We start from the raw sequence: 23379 nt of genomic DNA, 5'->3' as shown, positions 1-23379 counted from the left end.
AGTCACCACTCTTTTTGGTCTACTCTTCGTATTCGGTAAAGTCGACATTCTCGATAATCCAGCGTTTGCGCGGATCTACCTTGTCGCCCATCAATGTCGTTACCCGGCGCTCCGCTTTAGCCGCATCTTCAATCTGCACTTGCAGCAGTGTGCGGCTTTCCGGATTCATGGTCGTTTCCCACAACTGCTCAGGATTCATCTCGCCAAGTCCTTTGTACCGCTGGAGCTCGCTATTTTTACCGAATTCTTTCATGATCACCTGCAGCTGATCGTCGGTCCAGGCGTAGCGCAGCCCTGCGTTTTTGCCGCCTTTTTTGGTCACCTTGTACAGCGGTGGCTGGGCGATATACACTTTTCCCGCATCGATCAACGGCTTCATGTAGCGGTAGAAGAACGTCAGCAGCAGTACCTGGATGTGAGCGCCATCTGTATCCGCATCCGTCATAATAATAATTTTGCCGTAATTGGCTTCATCCGACTCGAATTCTGAGCCCACGCCTGCACCAATTGCGGCGATGATGGCCTTGTACTCATCATTTTTCATAATGTCGAGCAGCTTCGCTTTTTCCGGATTCATCGGCTTCCCTTTGAGCGGGAGAATCGCTTGATACTTCGAATCGCGGCCCTGCTTCGCTGAACCGCCGGCCGAGTCCCCTTCAACGATGAACAGCTCATTGCGCTCATAATCTTTGGACTGGGCAGGTGTCAGCTTGCCACCTAGGTTCGAGCTCTCGCTCTTGCCCTTCTTGCCGCTGCGGATTTCTTCGCGGGCTTTGCGCGCAGCTTCACGCGCTTTGGAAGCCTGTACCGCCTTTTTCAGCATCATTTGCGCGACTTGCGGATTCTCTTCCAGGAATACGGACATTTTGTCTGAAACCACGGCGTCAACGGCACTGCGGGCAATCGCGCTGCCGAGCTGGTCTTTCGTCTGGCCGACGAATTCGACCTCGCCCATCTTAATGTTGATGACCGCCATCATACCTTCACGCAAGTCGGTGCCATCCAAATTTTTATCTTTTTCTTTGAGAATGCCCCCCTTGCGGGCATATTCATTCATCACGCGCGTATACGCCGTCTTGAAGCCTGTCTCATGCGTGCCGCCGCCGCGCGTCGGGATGGAGTTCACGAACGAGGCGATCGTCTCGGTATAGCCGTCGTTATACTGCAGCGCGACTTCGACTTCGATCTCGTCCCGCTCCGCTTCAAAGTGGATGACCGGATGCAGCACGGTCTTCTCTTCATTCAGGAAAGCAACGAATTGGCTGGCGCCGCCTTCATACTGGAAGGACTCTTGCTTGTCCGTACGTTCATCCTTCAAGTTGACCTGCAGGCCGGAATTCAAGAAGGCGATTTCCTGCAAACGCTCGGAGAGCGTGTCATAGTTGATCGTTGTTCCCCCTTGGAATACGCGCTTATCCGGTTTAAACGTAACTTTAGTACCCGTACGGTTCGTATTGCCGATAACTTCAAGCCCGGTTACAGGCTCGCCGACATGCTCAACCCCTGCATCATCCACCCAGTATTCGAACCGCATTTTGTGGATTTTGCTATCGCGATAAATTTCAACTTCCAGCCACTCCGAAAGGGCGTTCGTTACGGAAGCGCCTACACCGTGCAATCCGCCGGATTTCTTATAACCGGCTCCGCCGAACTTACCTCCTGCATGGAGAATCGTAAAAACGACCTGCGGCGTTGGAATCCCTGTCTTATGCAAGCCGGTCGGAATTCCCCGTCCGTTATCCTGCACTGTGATGGAATTATCCTTATGAATCGTCACATTGATTTTCGTGCAAAACTTGGCCAGATGTTCGTCAACCGCGTTGTCGACGATTTCCCAAATCAGGTGGTGCAAACCCGATGTGCTTGTGCTGCCGATATACATCCCCGGCCTTTTGCGCACCGCAGCGAGTCCTTCCAGTACCTGAATATCATCAGCACTATATTCCGACGCCGTCGCGTTAACATTTGTGAATACTTCTAGCTGCTCGGTCATCGAAGCCCTCCTTTTTATCTAAACAACCATTAATTCAAAATATCTTTGCGTGTAAACACCGTAAACGAGACGATGAGCGAAGCGATCGCCCAGATGCTCAATACGCTTAAAGAAAAAGTTAAATTCATTCCTTGAATCGGCGGCACGCCGCCTGTTAAATAATTCGTCAGGTCCAGATTCACCATGAATAAATATTTCGCTGTCTCCCAGGAGGATACCATGTTCGAGAGAATGGTGCCAGAGATTAATACCGCCAGCATAACGCCCATGCCTGCAGCCGTGGAGCGGATCAGCACGGACAGCATCAAGGACATCAGCGCTACGACGATCGCCGAGAACCAGACAAGCCCCATCTCCATCAGCAGGAAGAACCATTGATCCACTGCGCGGACAAGACTGAAATCGACGTCTGAGCCCGATAATTGGATCCCGGTAAATACTGGCATCGTCCATCCGTTATAACCGAAAACAAGCCCGGAAATCAAGTAACACAGCACGCCGGTGGACAATACGGTTAGCGAGGTGAAGAACACAACGGTAATTAATTTACTCAATAGGATTTTCCAACGCCTAACCGGTCTTGTCAACAATAATTTAATAGTCCCCGTAGAATGCTCTGATGATACGATATCAGCGGAAATGACCATAATGATGAGCGGAATGAATAATCCGACGGCATTTTTAACGAACTCGCGGGTAAAGGTTACCGCATTCGGCGAGCTCGGGTCAACCCCTTTGTCCAAATAATAGTTGGCGATCTGGATGCGTACGCGCAGCTGCTGCTTCCATTCGTCGGGCGTACGCGCCGAACTTAAGCGCTTCTCCCAGTCGGCAATTTTTTGCCGCTGATCCGTCTTCCAATCCGTCGTGCCAAACTGCTTTTGCGCCTGCTGCGCCACCCGCAGCTGGGCATATGTAAACATAGGGATGAGGGCCAGCAGAATAAGCAGGATGACATAAAATCGCTTTTTCTTAATCATCTTGATGCATTCGTTGCGGACGAGCGCATACATACTACCCAATTCGTTCACCCTCTGTCAGGCTCAAGAACAAATCTTCGAGCGTCGGATTTTTGATTTCAACAGCATATAGGCGAATTCCTGCATCAATTAATTGTTTTGTGACTAGCGGCACATGTTCTTGGTTCATTTGCGCCTGAAAATACGCCCCATCCGCCACGATGTGAACATCGTCCAACCGCTCCAGAGCGGTCACCGCTGACGCTGCGCCCAGCAGCTCCTCCGCTTGCGCGGCCGGGGCCAAGGACCAAACGACCTGCCCTCCTTGCGCGACAAGCTCATCGACCGCGCCGACTTGAATGACTTCGCCATGGCTGATGATCGCCACACGATCGCACATCTGCTGAATTTCGCTGAGCAAATGGCTGGACACGAATAAGCTGAGACCGCCTGCGGCCAAGCGTTGAATGAACTCCCGCATTTCTTTGATCCCCTGGGGATCAAGTCCGTTCGTCGGCTCGTCCAGAATGAGCAGGCTGGGACGACCCAAAAGCGCTTGGGCTATGCCCAATCGCTGACGCATTCCGAGGGAATAAGTCCTCACTTTATCATGAATCCGCGCATCCATCGAGACGATCTCCACGACTTCCGCAATGCGCTGCGCATCGACATCCGGCAGCATGTTGGCGAAGTGTTCGAGGTTCTCCCAACCGGTCAAATACGAGTAAAGTTCGGGATTTTCCACAATGCAGCCGACATGCCGCATCGCCTGATCGTGCTGCTCATGAACGTCAAAGCCGCAGATCTGAATCGACCCTTCCGTCGGGCGGATCAAATCGACGAGCATGCGGATCGTCGTCGTTTTGCCGGAGCCGTTAGGTCCGAGAAAACCGAAGATTTCGCCGGCGTATACGTCAAATGAGATGCCTTTAATAATCTCTTTGTTCTTAATGCGCTTTTTTACATTTGTAACGGACAATACCGTTGTTCTTGGGGAATCCGCTGAAGCTGTCATCTTGACGCCTCCTCTACTTTAAAATTTGCACGATTCGATCAGCTATACGCTCATAACCGTCACCATTCGGGTGAAAATGGTCGGCTGAGGACAAATACTTGATCAAATTTTGTTCAAACAAGTCATAAGTAGGCACCACAACCATATGCGGATAACGATTCGCCATTTCAAACACACTGTTATTCCAGCGCTGCACGATCAGCGAACCTTCACGCTGCGGATCTAGATCCAGGAACGGATGATAGAGGCCGATATACATCACAGTAGCATTAGGATTCGCCTGATTAATCGCTTGAAACACCTGATCCATGCGCTTCAAAGCCGGATCAATCCGCTTCAGCGCGCCTTCCGGATTAAATTCCGTCTGATTCTCCCCTGTAAAAATGTCTTCGCCGCCTGCGAAAATATCGTTGCCGCCGATCGTCAGGAGAATAATATCCGCTCCGGCGAGCGCGTCTTGCGTTTTTTTCAAGGCTAAATCGCTGAGCAGCTGATCGCTTTTGTAACCGGGAATCGCTAAATTGTTGAGGACAAAAACAGGCTTGCCTCTCTGCTGTTCCAGCTTCTCGCGGACGCGGCCGACATAGCCTTTACCGGTGTTATCCCCTGTGCCAGCCGTCAATGAATCGCCGATGGCCACGATGTTCAGCTTGTTTTTCACGTCAATCACTGTTTCTTGTTTAGGCGCAGGGGTCGCTGCGACAAATTCGCCGGAAGCTCTCGGAAACCAAATTTGATTGGCCGCATAAGCAAAACCGACAATAAAGACGAGAGTAGAGATCGAGGCCGTAAGTCCGACAGCGCCCCAGAGGAATCGAGATGATCGCAAGTGAGTCCCCTCCTGCAAATAATGGCATAATTCACTATTAGAGTATAGCTTCTGCAATGAATTTGCAAACTTCGAGCATTTCACAACCCGAACACACGTTTGTTACCATTATAAAATCAGTCATCCCCAATATCAACAGACGCTGCCAAAATAAAAAACTGCCTGACCGCATTCGCAGTCAAGCAGCCTGGCAAACGTGCTTTTAGCCCACTTCTTTCAAAAATTTGTACTGGGCTTGAATAAGCCCGTAGTAGATTTTTTGCTCGCGCATCAGTTCCTCGTGATTGCCGCTTTCCATCACACGGCCGTGGTCGAGCACGATAATTTTATCTGCGCCGCGAATCGTCGACAGCCTATGCGCGACGATGAAGGAAGTACGGCCGGCGAGCAGCGTCTTCAGCGCTTCCTGAATTTTGAGCTCTGTCTCGGTATCAATGCTTGCCGTAGCTTCATCCAGAATCAGGATGCGCGGATCGGCAAGCAGGGCGCGGGCGAACGAAATCAGTTGCCGCTGCCCCATCGACAGCACGTTTCCGCGTTCCTGAACCTCGGTGTCATAGCCTTGCGGCAGACCGAGGATGAAGTCATGCGCATGCACCGCTTTTGCGGCCATCTCGACCTCTTCATCCGTGGCGTCCAGACGGCCGAAGCGGATGTTATCGCGAATCGTCCCGGAGAAGATAAACGTATCCTGAAGGACGATGCCGACTTGGGAGCGAAGGCTTTGGATCGTCACTTCGCGAATATCCGTTCCGTCGATAAGCACACGGCCTTCCACCGGATCGTAAAACCGGCAGAGCAGGTTCATAATCGTACTTTTGCCTGAGCCTGTATGTCCGACGAGCGCGATCGATTGACCGGCCTCAGCCTCGATGTTGATCCCTTTGAGCGCAGGTCTTCCCGGCTCATATTCAAAGACAAGATTCTCAAACTTCACATGACCGGTGATCGAAGGCAATTCCTTGGCAGCAGGCAGCTCCGCCACGGTAGGCTTTTCGTCCAAATACTCAAAGATACGTTCCGATGAAGCCATCGCCACGAGAAGCTGCGAATACATTTGGCCCAAGCGGGTAATGGGCTCCCAGAAATAGCCGATATATGTAGCAAAAGCAACCAACAAGCCGATCGTAATCTCTTCCGTTTGGATCAGATGCGCACCATACCAGAACAGGATGCAATATCCGATAGCCCCGGTGATCTCAATCAGCGGCCCAAAGCTCTGATTCAGCATGGAGGCGCGGTTCCAGGACAGCCGATTGCCCATGTTCATATGATTGAAAAAGCGGATGTTTTCCTTCTCTTGCGTGTACGCTTGCGTCACGCGAATCCCTTGAATACACTCATTCAAGTGGGAATTCAAGCGGGATTGCTTGATCGTCACGTCCTGCCAGGCACGGCGGATGCGCAGGCGCAGCTTCGTCGATATCAGAAACATGAGCGGCACGGTAATAATAATGGCGGCGCCCAATTTGAAGTTAAAACTGAGCAAAATGATCATGATGCCGCAAAGCTGCACACAGTCGATGAGCAGGTTGACGACGCCGTTCGTAAACAAATCTTGCAGCGAATTGACATAGTTGGTGACGCGCACCAGGACGGAACCCGCCGGGCGCGTGTCAAAAAAGCGGAAGCTCAGCTTTTGAATATGGCTGAATAGATCGTGGCGCAGATCGTAAATGACGCGCTGCCCCACGATATTCGTATATTTGATCCGAAACGTATTCGCAAGCCATTGGATAATATAGACCCCGAGCATGATGCCGACGATCGCAAACAGCAGTTTATTATTTTTCGGCGTAATGGCATCGTCAATGGCGACGCGAATCAGCAGCGGAACGGTTAATTTCGTAATCGCCCCGACGAACATCATGATGATAATAATCGGCAGCATCTGTTTCCGGTAAGGCTTCATGTACGTAAACAATCGTCTTAATTGATTCCAGTCAAACGGTTTATCGATAAGCTCATCGTCCTGATAGACAAAGCGCTGTCCAGCCTGCGATTCAGCCGGATTCTCAGCCGGATTGGCTTGCTTGGCGTGCGTGTTCAATGCGCTAACCTTCTTTCCAGAGAAGATACGTGTTTGTCAGCTTTCAATGCCGGTTCATAGGCAGCTGCCGCAGCCTCGCCCGCGCCAGACTGCTCGCGCGGCTGGTCGGCATATTGAATATTATACGTCTGGCGGTACAGCCCTTCCTGCTGAAGCAGCTCTTCATGGGTGCCCCGCTGCACGACCCGGCCTTCATCAAGCACAATAATCTCATCGGCATGCTTCAACGAGGAAATCCGGTGCGCAATAATAAACGTCGTGCGCCCTTTCATCACTTCACCGAAGCCGGCTTGAATCTCGTGCTCGGTCTCCATATCGACAGCGCTTGTCGCGTCATCGAGAATGAGAATCTTCGGATCTTTCAGCAAGGCGCGAGCGATGGAAATCCGCTGCTTTTGCCCGCCGGAAAGACCCAATCCGCGTTCCCCGACGACCGTGTCGTAGCCTTCAGGCAGCTCCATGATGAAGTCATGCGCTTTGGCAAATTTCGCGGCGCGGACAATCTCCTCCATGGTCGCATCCTTCTGTCCATAAGCGATGTTATTGCGGATCGTGGATGAAAATAGGAATGTTTCTTGAAACACTGTCGCAATCTGATCGCGGACGCTTTTCACTTGCAGGGAGCGGACATCTTTGCCGTCTAAGGTAATTTTGCCATCCTTGACATTGTAAGCCCGCATCAGCAGGGAAATCACGGTGGATTTACCCGAACCCGTGCTGCCGAGCAGACCGATCACCGAGCCTGGAGGCGCATCGACGGAGAAATTATACAGAGCCGGTTGCTTTTCCGGATATGCAAAGGTGACATTTTCAAAGCGGACATGTCCCTTCACTTCAGAGTCGTTCAAGGCTGCAGCATTCGGCTGATCTTTGACATGCAGATATTGGTGCAGCACATCCAAAATTTTCTCACCGGAAGCCTTTGTATTCGTAAAGTTGTTGATATGGAAGCCAAGTCCCCACATCGGGCTGATAATGTACCAGATCAAACTGAAGCAAGCGACAAGCTCGCCGAGCGTAATGGTATTGTTAATTACCATGTAGCCGCCGGCACCCAGCAGGATGATGACGCTGAGGTTCGCCAAAATCTCCATAATGGGAAAATATTTCGCCCAGATGCTGGACGTTTGAATATTCATGGAACGATACGTTTCGTTGCGCAGCGAGAATTTGTCAACTTCATGCGGTTCGCGGGCGAATGATTTGACGGTGCGCACCCCGGTAATATTTTCCTGAACAGCCGTCGTCATCGTGCTGAGCGATTGCCGTACTTGGCGGAACGCCGGATGAATTTTGCCTTCGAAGCGGATCGCTGTGTACGCCAGGAATGGCATGGAAATCATCGTAAGCAGCGCAAGCTTCCAGTTAATCGAGAACATCATGGCCGTCCCGAAAATCAGCATAAACATGACGTTCAACAGTTGGGCAAAGCCAAAGCCAATAAATTGGCGAATTTGTTCCAAATCCGCTGTCAAACGTGACATTAGATCCCCTGTACGCGCTTGATCATAGTACTGAAAAGATAAGTACTGCAGCTTTTCATAGAGTGCGTTTCGCATGTGAAAGGCCACACGATTGCCTAGGCGTCCTCCGCTTAGACCATGAAAAAACTGAAACATACCTTTGAGACTGACGACACCGACAACGAATAATGACAGCTTCGGCACGAGCCCGAAATTCTTTTTGCTAATGACGTCATCGATCAAATACCGAAGCAAGTTCGGATACACGAGGCCGAGTCCAGTGGCCACCGCCAAGCAAAAGATTGAAACGAATAACAATTTTTTCTCTGGCCAATAAAACTGTTTCAATTGCCTGAAGACATCCACCTGTAGAAGCCCCCTCCTCAAGAAGGAAAAATTGGAAAAGCCTAAGAAAGCGTTTTAAAACCTTTATGAATATTAACACCATCCCTATAATGGGGCAAAGAGAGAATAAGAGGATTTAAACGCTTAAATGACCATAATTTCACAAAATCAAGCAGGAATCCACCCTATTCTTGGAAATCATCCAGATAACCGCCAATGTAAGCCTTTACATGATGGCACAAAAAGAAGCCGATCTCGTGAAATCTCACGAATTCGGCTTCTTACGATTTGTCAATCCATAAATGCTTTTAATTGATGCTGTTTGGAGATGAGTTCGGTCAAATCAATCTTCATTTCCAGTGCATCCCGCATGCCGCTGACATGCTCATGAAGCTGCTGAAGCATCAGTTCCTTCAAGCTGCCCAGCGACACTTCCAACTGATCGGCATAAGCGAGCTCAAGCTCCTTCGTTTGCTCTTCCATCAGCGCAGCGACAGGCGCATTCATCCGGCTTTCGAGCTCCGCACGCAGCTTGCTCTTGCCGTCGCCTTCAAAGAACTGCTTCGCGTTCTTGAAGTAGCTTTGCAGCAGCTTAATGGTGACGTCTTGCACCTGCACATTCACCGCGACTTCAGGCGTATTGAACTTGCGCTCCTCATAGCCGCCGCTCTCGAATCCGTCGATCAGCTCGCCGAGCTGTTCATCCCATCGGCTTACACGGCTTTTGCTGAGCTGATTCATTTTGTTCTCGACGCGCAGCGTCGTCGCCAGCACTTCCTGCGACAGGTCAAAAGCGATCATGCGCAGAAGCTCCGCCCAAGCGCCTTGCAGCGCCTGTTTCGGATCGCGCGCTTCCTCGCGGAATGTCGAAGGGTTGAAGGCGTAATTATAGAGCTCGCCAAAACGGAACATCGTCCGCTGTTTGACATAGTAAAGAAGCTCTTGGATTTCCTTCTTCATCTCTTTAAGCTCGGTCCCGTACTCGGTATTCTGAAGCAGTGTCACGGCCTCAGCTTCCGCAGATTGCAAGCCGGCAATACGCTGCTTCCGCTGCTCCTCCCCGGACTGGGCGCTGGTGACCCATTGCTGCATTAGCTGCACCGCTCGCCCCAGCTCCAGGTTAGCCGCATGGATCGCCACGTCGCTCAGTTCATTAAACGTAAAGTTTACAAAATCGTGCTCAAACGGCCGGATACCCGACTGTTCGATCAGCGCTGCACTGTTTTTAATTTTGCCTTCAGCCGCCAAATAACTGGAGATCGGATAAATCCGCGGATTGCGGATGCCGTGCGCAAGCAGATTCGTCTCCACATGCTTCACGACGCCCTCCAGCTCCTCCGTACTGGAAGCCAAGTCCGCCGCGTTGACGATGAAAAACATTTTATCCATCTCAAAGCTGTCCTTCACCCGGCCGAGCTGGAGCAGGAACTCGCGGTCCGCTTGGGAGAAGGCGTGGTTGTAATAAGTGACGAACAAGATCGCATCTGCGTTCTTGATATAATTAAACGCTACGCCCGTATGACGCGCATTGATGGAATCTGCGCCCGGCGTATCGACGAAGATAATGCCCTGCTCCGTGAGCGGATTCGAATAATACAATTCAATAAATTCAACAAAACAAGATTTGGACTCATCCGCCACATAACCGGGGAATTCGTCTTTCGTAATTTTCAACTCTTGGCCTAGATGCGATTCAGCCAAGGACCAGCCCTTCTCCACCGCTTTGAGGAAGGAATAGTGGGGCTTGCCTTTAGGCGTCACGCCCGCCGGCGACAGCGCGCTGATGCGCTTGAGCGCAGTCGCCATATCATCTGCCGCAAGGCCCAGCAGCTCCAAGGAATAGAAGACGTCCTGGCGGATCGCATCCGCGGACTTCATCTTCACCTTGGCTGTGCCGTGCGGCCAGCCGTCTTGCGGCGGCATGATCTTATTGATCGCCGCCGTCGTCGGGTTCGGCGACACCGGCAAAATCCGTTCGCCAATGAGTGCATTGGCGAACGACGATTTGCCGGCGCTGAAGGCGCCGAACAGCGCAATCGTAAACGTCCGGTCTCGCAGACGTTCCGCTTTGCCCTGCATGGAGCGCGCGATCGACTTCATCGACGGCAATCCGTCGATGAGAGCCGCCGCCGCCTCGAGCGAGGCGGCCTTGCGCTCCATGCGCTTCCCGTGTTCACCCGAGGAGAACGCGGAAGGCGCCGCCGTTGCCGCTGCTGCAGTGTCGCCAGCGGGAGCGGCCGTACCAGCTGCCGCCTGCGCGCTCGCAGCGTTGGCCGCATTGGCAGCGGCTTGTAAAATCGTATCCATGGCTGTCACGTGCAGCCTTGAAGCAGCATCGGCCGCCGCGTTACCGCCGGCCAGCCCAAGAGCCGCCGCAAACAGCGCGGCGTCCTGCGCTGTGAACTGCTGCAGATCCGGCATGGCCGGCAAGGACGGCTTCGGCCAGTCCGCCATTTGCAGCAGGGCAGCTTGGGCAGCGGCTTCTTTGTCTTCGAGCCGCTGCAGCTCGCGGTAAGCGCTAAGCCGATCGTTCAGCCCCGCCAGCTCTTCCTCAAGCGCAGAGATCGCTTGTATAGAGCGCTCGCGCACAGCGTCTGCGACCAGATCAATGACCGCAAACGCCTGTCTGCGGTACAGCTGCTTGAGTTCTGCCGCAACCTGCTTCATGTAGTTGAGCGTGTATTCGCCGCCGAATACGGCTCCCGCAAGCACTTGCGCGGCGAGCCAGTCCGGCGTCACGTCGACCTTCAATGCCTCGATCTGACTCAGCAGCTCGGCATCGTGCAGCCCTTGCTGCTGCGCGCTCTTCTTCAGCGCATCCCGCAAATGCCAATCGAGCTGGGCTTCCACCTGCTCGGCCAGATCGTCACGAAACGCTTGCAGCCGTTTCGCGATCTCCGCTTGCGTCTTCTCCGCACGCGCGAACAATCCGACCTTGAACCCTGGCTTGCGGCTCTCCAAATACGTGTGAGCCTGATCCCGGGTCAAGGCTGGCGTAATATTGGCGTTCTCGATGATGCCGCCAATATCTTTGCGCAGTGCTGCCGTCAGCGTCTCCGGCAGCTCGCGCAAGGCCGCGAGCTCGCGCTGCTTGGCCGCCGCCAGCTCCTGCGCCTCCTGCACGTCGCCCTCCTGGCGGATTTGCTCCATGAGCTCCGCCTTCTGCGGCTCATGCTGCTCCGCCAGCCAGCCTCCGTGCTCCGTCGCCAAATAGCGCGCTGAGGCGTCGAGGCTTACGCTTTGCAGCGCCTCTCCGCGCTCGATCAGCGCGCCCAGGAGCCACTTCAGCTTCGCGAATTCGTTATGGGCATGGTTCGGCTCCTTCATCGTCACATAGAGCAGCCCATCAGGCTCAATACCCCAGCTTAGAAATGCCTGCTTCGTGCCTTCTTGATATTGCGTAAAGGACAGTTCCCATTCTTTATGCTTATCAATCATGTTGACAATCAGATAAAGCGGTTTGCCCCACTCTTTCATCTTCTTCGTGAATGCCAAATTCACTTCCGACTGCACATGGTTATAGTCCATGACATAGAAAACCACATCCGCCAAATGCAGCGCAGACTCGGTCGACTGATGATGCGCATCGTCCGTCGAATCGATCCCCGGTGTATCCAGCAGCGCGGCGTGCCCGCCAAGAAACGGTATCGGATACGTAATTTCCACCGATTCAATATCGGTCCCATTGACCGCATAAGCTTCCAGCTGCTCAAGGGCGATCGTCTGCATCGCCTCGCTATCTTTCAGCTTCACATGCGCCCCAGGCTCCCCATTGCGAATGCTTACGATATTCGCACTTGTCGGAATCGGACTTGATGGCAGCAGCGGATGTCCGCATAGCTGATTAATCAAAGTCGACTTGCCTGCGGAAAAATGTCCGCAAAAAGCAATGTTCATGCGATCCAAGCTTATTTTTTCAAGCAGCTGCTCCATTTTCGCCGCATTTTCCTCATCGCCGGTTTGACGGAGGATGCCATGCATTTGCTTCATTGCAGCCGACATCGCTGTCATTTTCGTTTCAACCATTTGATTCATCGTCAATCTCCCCCAGCTGAACTTGCCCTCTACAACCTAACATTATAACAGAAAAAAATCTCCCTGAGGGAGATTTAGGACATGACTACTTTTTCGTTTTCCGGTAAGAAAATTTCGAATACATCACGATGTTGCAAAATCGTAATATCGGAATCTTTTACTTTCATCACGACAACTTCAGGCTTCGTTTTCATTTTGTCTATGTAGTTTTGCGGAACCTCACCGGATTCGCTGACCGTAATGCCTTCGATGACTTTCTCTTCGTTCTCTTTCAAAGGAGTCTTAATCACTTGCTCATAGATATCAGAGAACATTTCAAAACTGCTTGTGTATACGGCGATGCATTTCATTTCCATCCCATCCTTTGTTTGCATATCAATTGTTGGTACTAGTTTTTCTACGTTTACTTGGTTTCATACGTTGTTTGCCTTCACGGCATTTATCCAATAAGGGACAAACGTCGCATGCCGGATTTTGCGCTTTGCAGTGGTACCGTCCGAAAAAAATTAAACGATGATGCGTCTGTGTCCATTCATCACGCGGCACTTTCTTCATCAGCTTCTTCTCAACTTCAAGTACAGAGTCTTCCTGACCGGCAAGACCGAGTCTCTTGGAGACGCGCTCCACATGCGTGTCTACAGCAATCGCAGGCACGCCAAACGCATTCGAAACAACGACATTCGCCGTTTTCCGACCGACGCCAGGCAGTTCAACTAGTTGCTCGTGTTTTTCCGGGATTTGACCGTCATACTTGTCCAGCAGCAGCTGACATAGCTTCTGAATGTTGCTGGCCTTGTTGCGGAACAAGCCGATCCGGCGAATATCTTGCTCTAACTCCTCAAGCGGAACGGCTAAGTAATCTTCTGGCCGCTTATACTTTTGAAACAACGTATGCGTCACTTTATTGACTGTTTCATCTGTACACTGTGCTGAAAGCAGCACGGCAATAGTCAGCTCAAACGGGTTGCTGTGGTGCAGCTCGCAATGCGCATCCGGAAACAGCTCACCAATCGTATCTAAAACATGCCTTACCAGCTTCTGTGTCATCTCAGTTCTTCCTTGAGGCGTAATATTCTTCAGTTTAGCGAATTGTGCAGGCAGAATCAATGCTTATCAGCAGTTAAATGCGAACATTTTTTAAAAGTTGAGCGAATTTTTATTAACTATGACAAAAAATCCGTCTGCATAAGGAACAGCGTTCCTACATAACAGACGGATCACCTTGAAATTAGTTCAACTTATTGCTTATCCAGCTCGACAATTTTATCATCCAACACATATACCATCACTTGGTCGCCAGCTTGGAACGACGAAGCGGTTAGAACATCAGCGCCTTTATGATAGTACGCGCGCGAATACAGATTAAACGCCGTCTTATCGCCGGAGCTTACAGCTTTGAAATTCATCTGGTTCACGATGTTGTTGTAGCTGACAAATTCACGTTTGGCCGAAGTAGCGACTTGTACCAGCATGCGGCTGCTCGCATCTTTCATCACTTGAATGCGATCGCCGACTTTAATCGAATTGAAGCTTAGTGCCGCGCCGCCATTCATCGTGACCGCATAGTTGCCGCCTAGCGCAATGACTTGGCTATTGCCGCTATAATCTTGCACAGTCAAACTGTTGCTCGCCGTATCAACGGCTGTAACTTTCCCACGCACCGTGTTCACGATCTCAGCGCGAGTGGCTGACGAACCTTTGAAGGAAAGCAGCACGTATTCATCGGTTACGAAATCGGAAATCGCTCCCGTATTTTGATCGGCTCTCACGATTGGCACGCCGTCCAAACTGACGACATACGTCTTATTCGCTGAATCGGATACAGTTAACTGATTGCTGTTCACACTCGCCAGGACGGTTTTGAACATCTCGGTTTTGCTTGTGACGATTTTCGTGACGATGGATTGATCGTAGCTCAACATCAGGCTGATTTTATCGCCGATCGACAAGTCGGACAGCGTGCTGCCCGTTCTGTTGGCCAGGTCCACCGTTGGCGAGAAAGTCAGCTTAAAGCTCAAGCTTTGTCCGCTGTCTGTTTTCAACGTCAGATCGCTTGTCGTCAAGTTCAGCTGCGTCAGCACGCCATCCAGCTGCTGCGACATTTGGATCTGTGTGACATTATTTTTGGAAACCAACAGGTCTACATACTTCCCAGGTATAAACGTCACGGCAAAGCTGCTGAAAGGCAATTTCGTGCCGGCATACATGATGGTCATTGTATCTGTCAATTGATACGCGTGCGGTAGCCCGGAATTATCAGTTACCGTCAAAATTTTGTTCGTTTGATCATAAGAAATAATTTTAGCAAAATATAAGTTCTCGATCGAGCGGTTTACAACTGTAATTTGCGTTACTTTATTGTTGAGGATATCCAGCTTCAATTGGTCTCCAGGAGCAATATCGTAAAGACTGGCGTTCGTCAGGCCGGTTATGTTGATCTTCACGTTATCTCCGATCAAATAAGCACCCAGCTGTGCATCTTGCGTTTTGCTAATAGTCAGATACGTTTTGTCGCTGCTGATGTCCTTCAAGGTGCCTTCTACCGAGACGCCGACTTCCGCTTGTTTCTTCACGACAATTTTGACAATTTCACTGTTCTGCACCGTATAGTCGATCGTATCGCCAACATGTAAAGATTGCAGATCGACGAGCGTGTTATCAGATAACGTCGCCACCAGCTTACTGGAGAAGCCATACGTTTCCGCTTGACCAGAAGTGCTGTCCAATACCGTTAGCTGCAGCGTGTCTTTATTCAGTGTCTGAATCGTACCCGATGCCGTCTTGTTGACCGGAACTTGCTTGACGATCACTGATGTAATTTTGTCGCCCTGCACCAGTTTGCTCTTCCGCAGTTCTAGCGTACTGCCGGCAACTAGCGCGCCCAAGCTGAGGCCATGTCCATCCGCATCCGTGACTGTAGCATCCGGCGCCAAGTCGTAGACTTCGTAATTGTCCAGCGTCGCCTTCAGCGCATTCATATTTAAGTTCAAAAGCTTGCCTTGGTAAATATCCATTTGCAGCTCATCGTTCAAAACTTCAACGTAATACGCAGTTCCGTTGACTTGCACAAGTGAAACCTGATAAGTCTCTTGGATCGTTTTGGGATCAATCGGTGTATCATTTTTCAAGCCGTAGAACGTCGTGTTCGAAGCTAGCTTGTATGTACTCGTGTTACCTTCATCATCCATAATGGCGATACTGCCTGTTGTCAAACCTGTCACGTAGCCTTTCTTTGCGCGTGCAGGCAGCGTATCCAGCTCTTTCTGCGAGCGGCTTAAGAAAGCGGCCATTTGCGCACGTGTGACGGCGCCTTTCGGTTGGAAAGAGCCATCTTCAAAGCCGTTGACGATGTTAAGCGCAACCGCCGCATTCACATACCCAAGCGTCGAAAAGCTGATCGCGCTGTTGTCGTTGAATGCGCTTGGCGAAGAGCTCATGCTCTGCGCCAAGGACGCTTTGCCAATAGCACGAATGACAACTTCGGCGACCCATTCACGGCTTGCTTTGCGCTGTCCCCAGCTATCCTTGGACGTTTCGTTCTGGGCTCTTGCTTTCTCCTCTTCATTGGAGATCAGGCCCTTCTGCAGTGCAACGGCTACATAATTACGGGCGTAGGAATCCACCTGCATGAAATCAGGGAATACAGTAGCAGCTGTCAGGCTGTCCACTTGGCTCTGCAGCCCCATCATACGGACCGCCATAATCAGCACGTCCTGCTGGGAAACGGAATTTTCCGGACGGTATGCCCCGTCTTCATAACCTTGAATAATGCCTTCAAGGGCCAGCTTGGAAATATGGCGAATTCCCCAATAATCCGATGTGACATCCGGGAAAGAAAGCTTCACTGCATCGGAGCTTGTATTGGATGTTGTTGACGTAGTAGAAGCTGCCAAAGCAGGCGTTCCCGCCAAGCTTGTCACGATTAATGAGCTTACAATTGCGCTTGCTAATTTCCTATTTTTCATTGATTCATTGGACTCCTCTGCTTGATCCTTTAATTAGGACGCTTAATTGGATAAGGCAATTCGAGATGGCCCATCAAGCTCTCCACTTGTTTGCCATCCTTCAGCACATAAAGCGTTTTGACTTCTGGAAACTGGAATGCGGTTTTCTTCAAAGCCTGTAGAAAAAGATCCTCGCCTGGCGCTCCTAATTGCGTCTTCGGACCGAACTTCATATCCACATGCAGTTCGCCTTTGGCTGCATCCAGCTTCACGCTCGTAAACGCCATATCGTCGAACAGCGATACGGCGTTCGCATCATTGCTCGATTTCAGCGCGTTAAAAGCAGCTTCATACATGCCGCTGTCCTGCTTGTAACTGACGGTAACTTCCTTCTCGACCAGCTTCATCTCGTCCGGATCGCTGTAGTACGCTTTTACCTTCTTCTGGTGCAGTGGCTCCTGCGTAGGCTGTGGCGTAGCTGTCGGCGTCGGTTGCGGAGTTTGAACGGCCGGCGAAGTAGCTTGACTTGTAGACTGAGGGGCAGCGCCTCCAACCAGCAGCTGTTTCTGCCCGCATGCAGTTAATGTTAAGGTGAGGGCACCTACGAGAAGCGCCCCTTGCACCAGGCGGCTTGTTTGAGACATCTGATTCACTCCTTAAGGGCTTCCCGACGGAAAGCAGGTTTCATCCGCGAAGCTATTTGAGATTCAAGTATTCTTTGATTGCTGCTACAAGGGATGCGGCTACCTGACTTTGAAAATCATCCTTATACATGGCGGCTTCGTCATTAGCGTTGGACAAATATCCGACTTCGACCAACACGGCCGGCATCGTCGTTTTATTAATGACCCGATAGTCGGCTACACGTACTTTGCGGTCTGGAAAACCGGTTGCAGCCGTTACATATTTATGAACGACTTTCGCAAAATCCAAGCTTTCCGGTCTGTAATAGTACGTTTCCGTGCCGGAGATCGTCGCTTTGGCGCTGTTGCCGTGAATAGATAGGAACAGGTCCGCCTGCTGGTTATTCGCAAACGCCACACGGTCGTCCAGCGGAATAAATGTGTCATCCGAGCGGGTCATCAACACGTTAATACGCTTGTCCTGAGAGAGAAGCTGCTGTACTTTCTTCGCTGTAGACAGGGTAAAATCCTTCTCATGCCTGCCGGTAATGGACAGCGCCCCCGGATCTTGATCGCCGTGTCCGGCGTCGATTACGACGGTCAAACGGCGTTCTTCAATGACGGCATTCCATTGATTAGGCGTCTTAACGGGCTGTACGCGGTAATCCGCACCGCCGTCTTTGAGATCCAGAATCACTCGTACCGTAGCAGGACTATCGGAATAATTGGAAAATCTTACTTTCTGAACGAGCGGATGTTTAGAAGGCATCTCACCGGCGTTCTTCACAAGCATCTTCTGGAAAGAGTCATCCAGCGCCATATTCGGAAAATCAAAAACGATCCGTGTCGGATTGCTTAGTTTCATTACTGCTGGCTGCAAGGTTCCGTCCTTTGATTTGACGATTAATTCTTTATCCGTCAGCTCGATGGACGTGATGAGGCTCGCCTGTACCGAAGGCTTCGTCCCCGTAGTCGGCGGCTGATTCGTCGCGGTTTGACCTGAAGTTGATTGGCCCGGTGCCGGTTGGTCCGGCACTACTGCGGGTGGAGTCCCTTCGTTCTTATCGTCACCTTCGCCGTCAGGTGTTGCTGTTACAGGAACGGATGCCGAATCGTCCTTTTTGAACATATGTACGGAAGACGTGATAGCGTCCCAATTGAACTCAATGCCCAGCTGTTCGCCAACAAAACGCAGCGGCAGCATCGTATTGCCGTTCATAATGACAGGAGCGACTTCCATCGTCTGCTTCTTGCCCTTGATGATCGCCGTCGTGCTGTCAATCGTCAGCTGTAAGTTCATATCGCCTTTGGCAATTGTCACCTTGCGAGTGGCTCCGTCCCACCCTACCTTGGCGCCGATTTCCTCGGCAATAATCCTTACAGGTACGATGGTGTTGCCATTGACAATAGTCGGAGCTACCTCGCTTACGACCAGTTGCTTTTCATTCATAAAAAGCTTGATGGCCGGTTTGGCAGCTTCAGCTCCAAACGCATAGGCAGGCATGGTTAGGATGAAAACGATGAGAATTAAAAAAATAGCGGGTAATTTTGCACGCAGTTTCATTATTCACCTCTATGTAAGTCGGATTGTAATTTTCATAATCGCACCCATGGTTTCGTCTTCTAGCAGCAGCTCTATTATTATAGCAAAATCACCATTGATCTGACAGCACAACCTCCGTTCTTACGACAATCTAGTAAAAAGTTAGACGCGGAAAACTGCCAAAAGTTGCAAGATGACTAGAAAAAAAGAGGAGGCTCTCCTCCCCTTGAAAACGCACAAAAAAGCAAATAGCGGAAGAATCTCTTCCGCTATTTGCTGTATGAAACCTTACCTGGCGCTCGCAGGAGGCTAATTATTTATAAGCCAGACGCTGTTTATGCAACTCTTCGTATGCGGAAATTTTGTCCGCATGCTGAAGTGTTAAGCCGATGTCATCCAAGCCTTGCAGCAGGAACTGGCGGCGGTGCTCATCCAGCGCGAATTCAATGCTGAGGCCGTAATCGTCCGTCAGCTTGTTGGTCTCCAAGTCAACATGCAGCTTGTAGCCATCATGCTTTGCTGTACGCTGGAACAAATCTTCCACTTGCTCTTCAGAAAGCTTGATCGGCAAAATGCCGTTTTTGAAGCAGTTGTTGTAGAAAATGTCCGCATAGGACGGTGCGACGATGACGCGGAAACCGAAATCTTGAATCGCCCAAGGCGCGTGCTCACGGGATGATCCGCAGCCGAAGTTGGCTCTGGAGATTAGCACGGATGCTCCTTGAAAGCGCTCCTGATTCAGCGGAAAGCTCTCAATGACGTTGCCCGCTTCGTCCCATCTCCACTCGAAGAATAGGAACTGGCCGAAACCTGAGCGTTCAATGCGCTTCAAAAATTGTTTAGGGATAATTGCATCTGTATCTACGTTCACACGGTCAACAGGACCGACAAGGCCTGTATGTTGTTTAAAAGCTTCCATATTCACATTCTCCTTTAACTAAGGTAAGCTCAGCTTTCCCTCATGCAAATTAAGCTTGTTGGTACGCTTTGATTTCCCAGTCGCGCACATCGACGAAACGTCCTCTGATTGCGGCAGCAGCTGCCATTGCCGGCGATACCAGGTGCGTACGCCCGCCACGGCCTTGACGGCCTTCAAAGTTACGGTTCGACGTTGATGCACAACGCTGTCCCGGTTGCAGAACGTCCGGATTCATCGCCAGACACATGCTGCATCCCGCATCGCGCCATTCAAATCCTGCTTCGGAGAAAATTTTGTCCAAGCCTTCTTTTTCGGCTTGAATTTTAACGCGTCCGGATCCCGGTACGACGATCGCCGTTACGGAAGGATCCACTTTGTATCCTTGCGCGATTTGTGCTGCTGCGCGAAGATCCTCGATACGTCCATTTGTACAAGAGCCGATAAAGACATAGTCCACGTTCAGCTCCGTCATTGGCGTTCCAGGCGTTAAGCCCATATATTCAAGCGCCTTCTCAGCCGCTTTGCGTTCGTTCTCAGTAGCGAAGCTTTGCGGATCCGGAACCAATGCGTTCACGTTCGTTCCCATTCCTGGGCTTGTGCCCCAAGTCACTTGCGGAATCAAGGAATCGGCATCAAAGTCAACGGTCCAGTCATAAACCGCGCCTTCGTCGGTAACATAATGCTTCCATTGATCTACAGCAGCATCGAACGCTGCGCCTTGCGGCACATATTCACGTCCGCGCAGATAGTTGAATGTCGTCTCATCCGGTGCGATCAGACCTGCTCTAGCACCAGCTTCGATGGACATATTACATACAGTCATACGCTCTTCCATCGAAAGACCGCGAATCGCTTCGCCTGTATATTCGATAACGTAGCCCGTCGCGAAATCCGTGCCGTATTTGGCGATTACGCCCAGAATCAAGTCCTTCGCCGTAACGCCCGGCTTCAAGCTGCCGTTCACGCGCACTTCCAAAGTTTTGGCTTTGGATTGCTGCAAAGTTTGTGTCGCCAAGACGTGCTCAACTTCACTCGTTCCGATACCGAAAGCGAGCGCGCCGAACGCGCCGTGCGTGGACGTGTGGCTATCGCCGCAAACGATCGTTTTGCCCGGGTGTGTAAGTCCAAGCTCAGGTCCCATAACGTGTACGACGCCTTGATCAATGCTGTCAAGATCAAATAAAGTAACGCCGAAATCACGGCAGTTTTGCGAAAGTGTATCAATTTGCTGTTTGGAGATCGGATCTGTGATGTTGTAGCGATCCTTCGTCGGAACGTTGTGATCCATCGTTGCATACGTCAGGTCCGGTCTGCGGACTTTGCGTCCCGACATGCGGAGACCTTCAAACGCCTGCGGCGAGGTTACTTCGTGCACCAGGTGCAAGTCAATATAAATGACGCTAGGCTTGCCAGCTTCCTGGTGAATGACGTGATTTTCCCAAATCTTTTCAAACATCGTTTTTTTACTCATTTCCAGTCACCTCTTATCATTATCCGCTCTACATTGATAAATGTATTACCCTCATAACGTATACTAGCATGGATTTCGTCATAGTTCCAAGATATAATATCTATAGAGTTGATAGGTAAAAACAATAATAAAAGCGACGAATACGTACGAGGAGTTATCAATTATGGAATTGCGCCAACTACAATATGCCATTCAAATCGCCGTGGAACGCAACTTTTCACGTGCAGCCGAGAAGCTTCATATCGCTCAGCCTTCGCTCAGCCAGCAATTGTCCAAGCTGGAGAAAGAGATCGGCGTGCTGCTCTTCCAGCGGAGCACGAATTCGGTCGAGCTTACGCATGCGGGATCGCTGTTCGTGGAAAAATCGCAAAAAATTCTCGACATGGTCGAGCAGTTAAAAAAAGAGATGGAAGACATCTCGCAAATGAAAAAAGGACGCCTCGTCGTCGGCAGCATGCAGATTACAGGATCTACGATCCTTCCGTTCGTCGTGCCGGCCTTTCAAGCGGCTTATCCGGAAATTGAAATTTCGCTTGTCGAAGAAACATCGGCGAATCTCGAGACGCTGACAAGCAACGGGCAGACGGACATCAGTCTCCTTTCGCTTCCGCTGCGCGAAGACTCATTGATCTACGAAACGCTGCTGGAGGAAGAGATCGTGCTCGCTGTCCCGCCGAAGCATCCCCTTGCAGACTCGGCGCAGCCGATCCGCATCGAACAGCTGGCAAATGAATCGTTCATCGCATTAAAAAAGGGTCAAGGCTTCCGCACCCTGACGCGGGACTTGTGCCAGAGTGCAGGCTTTACGCCTAACATCGTATTTGAATCCAGCAACATGGAGACGGTGCAATCGCTGGTAGCCGCCGGAATGGGCATCGCCTTCGTTCCTTATCTGATATCCCGGCGAAGCTACAGCGAGCTTGCGCCTGTTCATGTGCCTTTGGAAGGGCGGCCTGTGCGGACGCTCGTGATCGCCTACAAAAAAGGGAGATATATATCCAAAGCGGCTGAAGCCTTCATCTCCACCATGAAAACAGTGATGAGCGGAATCGTCTAAAGGAGGCTGCTTCAGGTGAACAAGACGCAGAGACTGATTCAGTTGATGCTGACCGTCAACGAGCGCATGCAGTTTACCTTGAAGGAAATGGCCGATGAATTCGGCGTTTCCGAAAGAACGATGCATCGCGACCTGCAAGAGTTGTCCGAAATGGGCATGCCGCTCTATACAGAGTTCGGCCCGCACGGCGGTTACCGGGTGCTCAAGAAACGCATGCTGCCGCCTATTTTATTTTCCGAGCAAGAGGCTGTGGCGATGTTTTTTGCTTTTCAGTCTCTGCAGTACTATCGTGCGCTTCCTTTTGAAGCGGAAACAGCTTCGGCGCTGAACAAGTTTTATCACTACCTCCCTGCGGATGCCAAAGCTAAAATAGATGCCATGAAGGATCGCGTTGTATTTTGGACGCCATATCGGACCACGAGCTCCCCGTATTTGCAGCAAATTATGGAAGCTGCACTGGAAGGCAAGGCACTAAACATCGACTATGCTTCAAAAAATGGAGCCAGGCCAAGAGTGATTCAGCCTATTGGCCTTTACGCCAATCAGGGCTATTGGTATATGCCGGCCTACTGTTTCGAGAGGGAGAAAAATCTTTTGTTCCGCTGCGACCGAATTCTCGCCTTAGCTCCTGCAGAAGACAGTCATCCGGTACGCGAGATCAAGAGTATGACGATTACAGAGTGGCTCCGCAAAGCTCCTGCTGACGGCAGCAGGGTGACACTGCGCGTTAGACTGACGCCGGAAGGCGTACAGATGTATGAACGCGGACAAGGGATGAGCGGCTCATTGCAAAAGCAGCCCGATGGCAGCGCAATCCTGCTTGACGAAATGCATGAAGAGAACATGGGCCACTTCTCTCAATACTTTTTAAGCTTCGGGGGCAACGCCATCGTCGAAGAGCCGGAAGCAATGGTGACTTGGATTCGCGAGCAAGTTCAAGCCATGGCCAAAGCTTACGGCGGATAAAGGTTTCTGGCCACTATCCCTTAGGCTCAGGAGCACTCTTCCTTGGTCGCCTTCTTCTGTGCAGGATCCCCTTGACTCAGGAGCTCACCTTTCTGAGCAAACGGGATCATCGTGGTGTGAGCACGGGCTGCCAGGACAAAGTGATGGCAAGTACATAACCTCTTTCA

Annotated in this window: 16 protein-coding genes; 2 read left to right on the top strand and 14 right to left on the bottom strand. The window is 51.0% G+C overall.

All coding sequences use genetic code 11. The features are described 5' to 3' along the window. Nucleotides 1-19: 19 nt before the first annotated feature. From parE to leuC, 14 genes are all read right to left on the bottom strand, one after another. Nucleotides 20-1993 carry a DNA topoisomerase IV subunit B gene (gene parE / locus O9139_RS18400; RefSeq protein WP_270880930.1) on the bottom strand — a complete coding sequence of 658 codons (1974 nt, stop codon included), beginning with the start codon at nt 1991-1993 and terminating at the stop codon, nt 20-22. Between the two features lie 29 nt (nt 1994-2022). Beyond that, on the bottom strand, nt 2023-3015 hold the full coding sequence (locus O9139_RS18395) for an ABC transporter permease (protein ID WP_270880929.1): 993 nt from the start codon (nt 3013-3015) through the stop codon (nt 2023-2025). After that, nucleotides 3008-3967 carry an ABC transporter ATP-binding protein gene (locus tag O9139_RS18390; protein WP_270880928.1) on the bottom strand — a complete coding sequence of 320 codons (960 nt, stop codon included), beginning with the start codon at nt 3965-3967 and terminating at the stop codon, nt 3008-3010. The genes O9139_RS18395 and O9139_RS18390 overlap by 8 nt, the downstream gene beginning before the upstream one ends. Nucleotides 3968-3980: 13 nt before the next feature. Then, nucleotides 3981-4796 (bottom strand): GDSL-type esterase/lipase family protein, encoded by an 816-nt coding sequence (locus tag O9139_RS18385; protein ID WP_270880927.1) that lies wholly within the window; start codon nt 4794-4796, stop codon nt 3981-3983. A gap of 202 nt (nt 4797-4998) precedes the next feature. Further along, nucleotides 4999-6846, bottom strand: coding sequence for an ABC transporter ATP-binding protein (locus O9139_RS18380; protein WP_270880926.1), 1848 nt, complete (start codon nt 6844-6846; stop codon nt 4999-5001). Then, nucleotides 6843-8675, bottom strand: coding sequence for an ABC transporter ATP-binding protein (locus O9139_RS18375; protein ID WP_270880925.1), 1833 nt, complete (start codon nt 8673-8675; stop codon nt 6843-6845). The genes O9139_RS18380 and O9139_RS18375 overlap by 4 nt, the downstream gene beginning before the upstream one ends. Before the next feature lie 270 nt (nt 8676-8945). Beyond that, on the bottom strand, nt 8946-12689 hold the full coding sequence (locus O9139_RS18370; protein ID WP_270880924.1) for a dynamin family protein: 3744 nt from the start codon (nt 12687-12689) through the stop codon (nt 8946-8948). 74 nt (nt 12690-12763) lie between these two features. Next, nucleotides 12764-13039, bottom strand: coding sequence for an NAD/NADP transhydrogenase alpha subunit (locus O9139_RS18365; protein WP_270880923.1), 276 nt, complete (start codon nt 13037-13039; stop codon nt 12764-12766). 25 nt (nt 13040-13064) lie between these two features. Next, nucleotides 13065-13736, bottom strand: coding sequence for an endonuclease III (gene nth, locus O9139_RS18360; RefSeq protein WP_270880922.1), 672 nt, complete (start codon nt 13734-13736; stop codon nt 13065-13067). Between the two features lie 191 nt (nt 13737-13927). Then, nucleotides 13928-16654, bottom strand: a complete 2727-nt coding sequence (locus O9139_RS18355) for an S-layer homology domain-containing protein (RefSeq protein ID WP_270880921.1) — start codon at nt 16652-16654, stop codon at nt 13928-13930. 29 nt (nt 16655-16683) lie between these two features. After that, the gene (locus O9139_RS18350) at nt 16684-17277 is read right to left on the bottom strand and encodes a GerMN domain-containing protein (protein ID WP_270880920.1); all 594 of its coding nucleotides are present in this window, start codon (nt 17275-17277) and stop codon (nt 16684-16686) included. A gap of 52 nt (nt 17278-17329) precedes the next feature. Further along, nucleotides 17330-18820, bottom strand: a complete 1491-nt coding sequence (locus O9139_RS18345) for an N-acetylmuramoyl-L-alanine amidase family protein (protein ID WP_270880919.1) — start codon at nt 18818-18820, stop codon at nt 17330-17332. Nucleotides 18821-19112: 292 nt separating this feature from the next. After that, nucleotides 19113-19718 carry a 3-isopropylmalate dehydratase small subunit gene (gene leuD / locus O9139_RS18340; RefSeq protein ID WP_270880918.1) on the bottom strand — a complete coding sequence of 202 codons (606 nt, stop codon included), beginning with the start codon at nt 19716-19718 and terminating at the stop codon, nt 19113-19115. Nucleotides 19719-19767: 49 nt separating this feature from the next. Continuing rightward, entirely contained in the window at nt 19768-21189 is a 1422-nt protein-coding gene (gene leuC / locus O9139_RS18335) for a 3-isopropylmalate dehydratase large subunit (protein ID WP_270880917.1), read from the bottom strand. Nucleotides 21190-21352: 163 nt separating this feature from the next. Between leuC and O9139_RS18330 the strand changes: the two genes are divergently transcribed. Continuing rightward, the gene (locus O9139_RS18330; RefSeq protein ID WP_270880916.1) at nt 21353-22246 is read left to right on the top strand and encodes a LysR family transcriptional regulator; all 894 of its coding nucleotides are present in this window, start codon (nt 21353-21355) and stop codon (nt 22244-22246) included. 15 nt (nt 22247-22261) lie between these two features. Then, nucleotides 22262-23212, top strand: coding sequence for a helix-turn-helix transcriptional regulator (locus O9139_RS18325; RefSeq protein WP_270880915.1), 951 nt, complete (start codon nt 22262-22264; stop codon nt 23210-23212). The last annotated feature ends 167 nt before the right edge of the window (nt 23213-23379 follow it).

The organism is Paenibacillus aestuarii (assembly GCF_027789125.1).
GTDB classification, from domain to species: domain Bacteria; phylum Bacillota; class Bacilli; order Paenibacillales; family NBRC-103111; genus Paenibacillus_E; species Paenibacillus_E aestuarii.
This window is presented reverse-complemented; position numbering and strand designations above follow the sequence as displayed.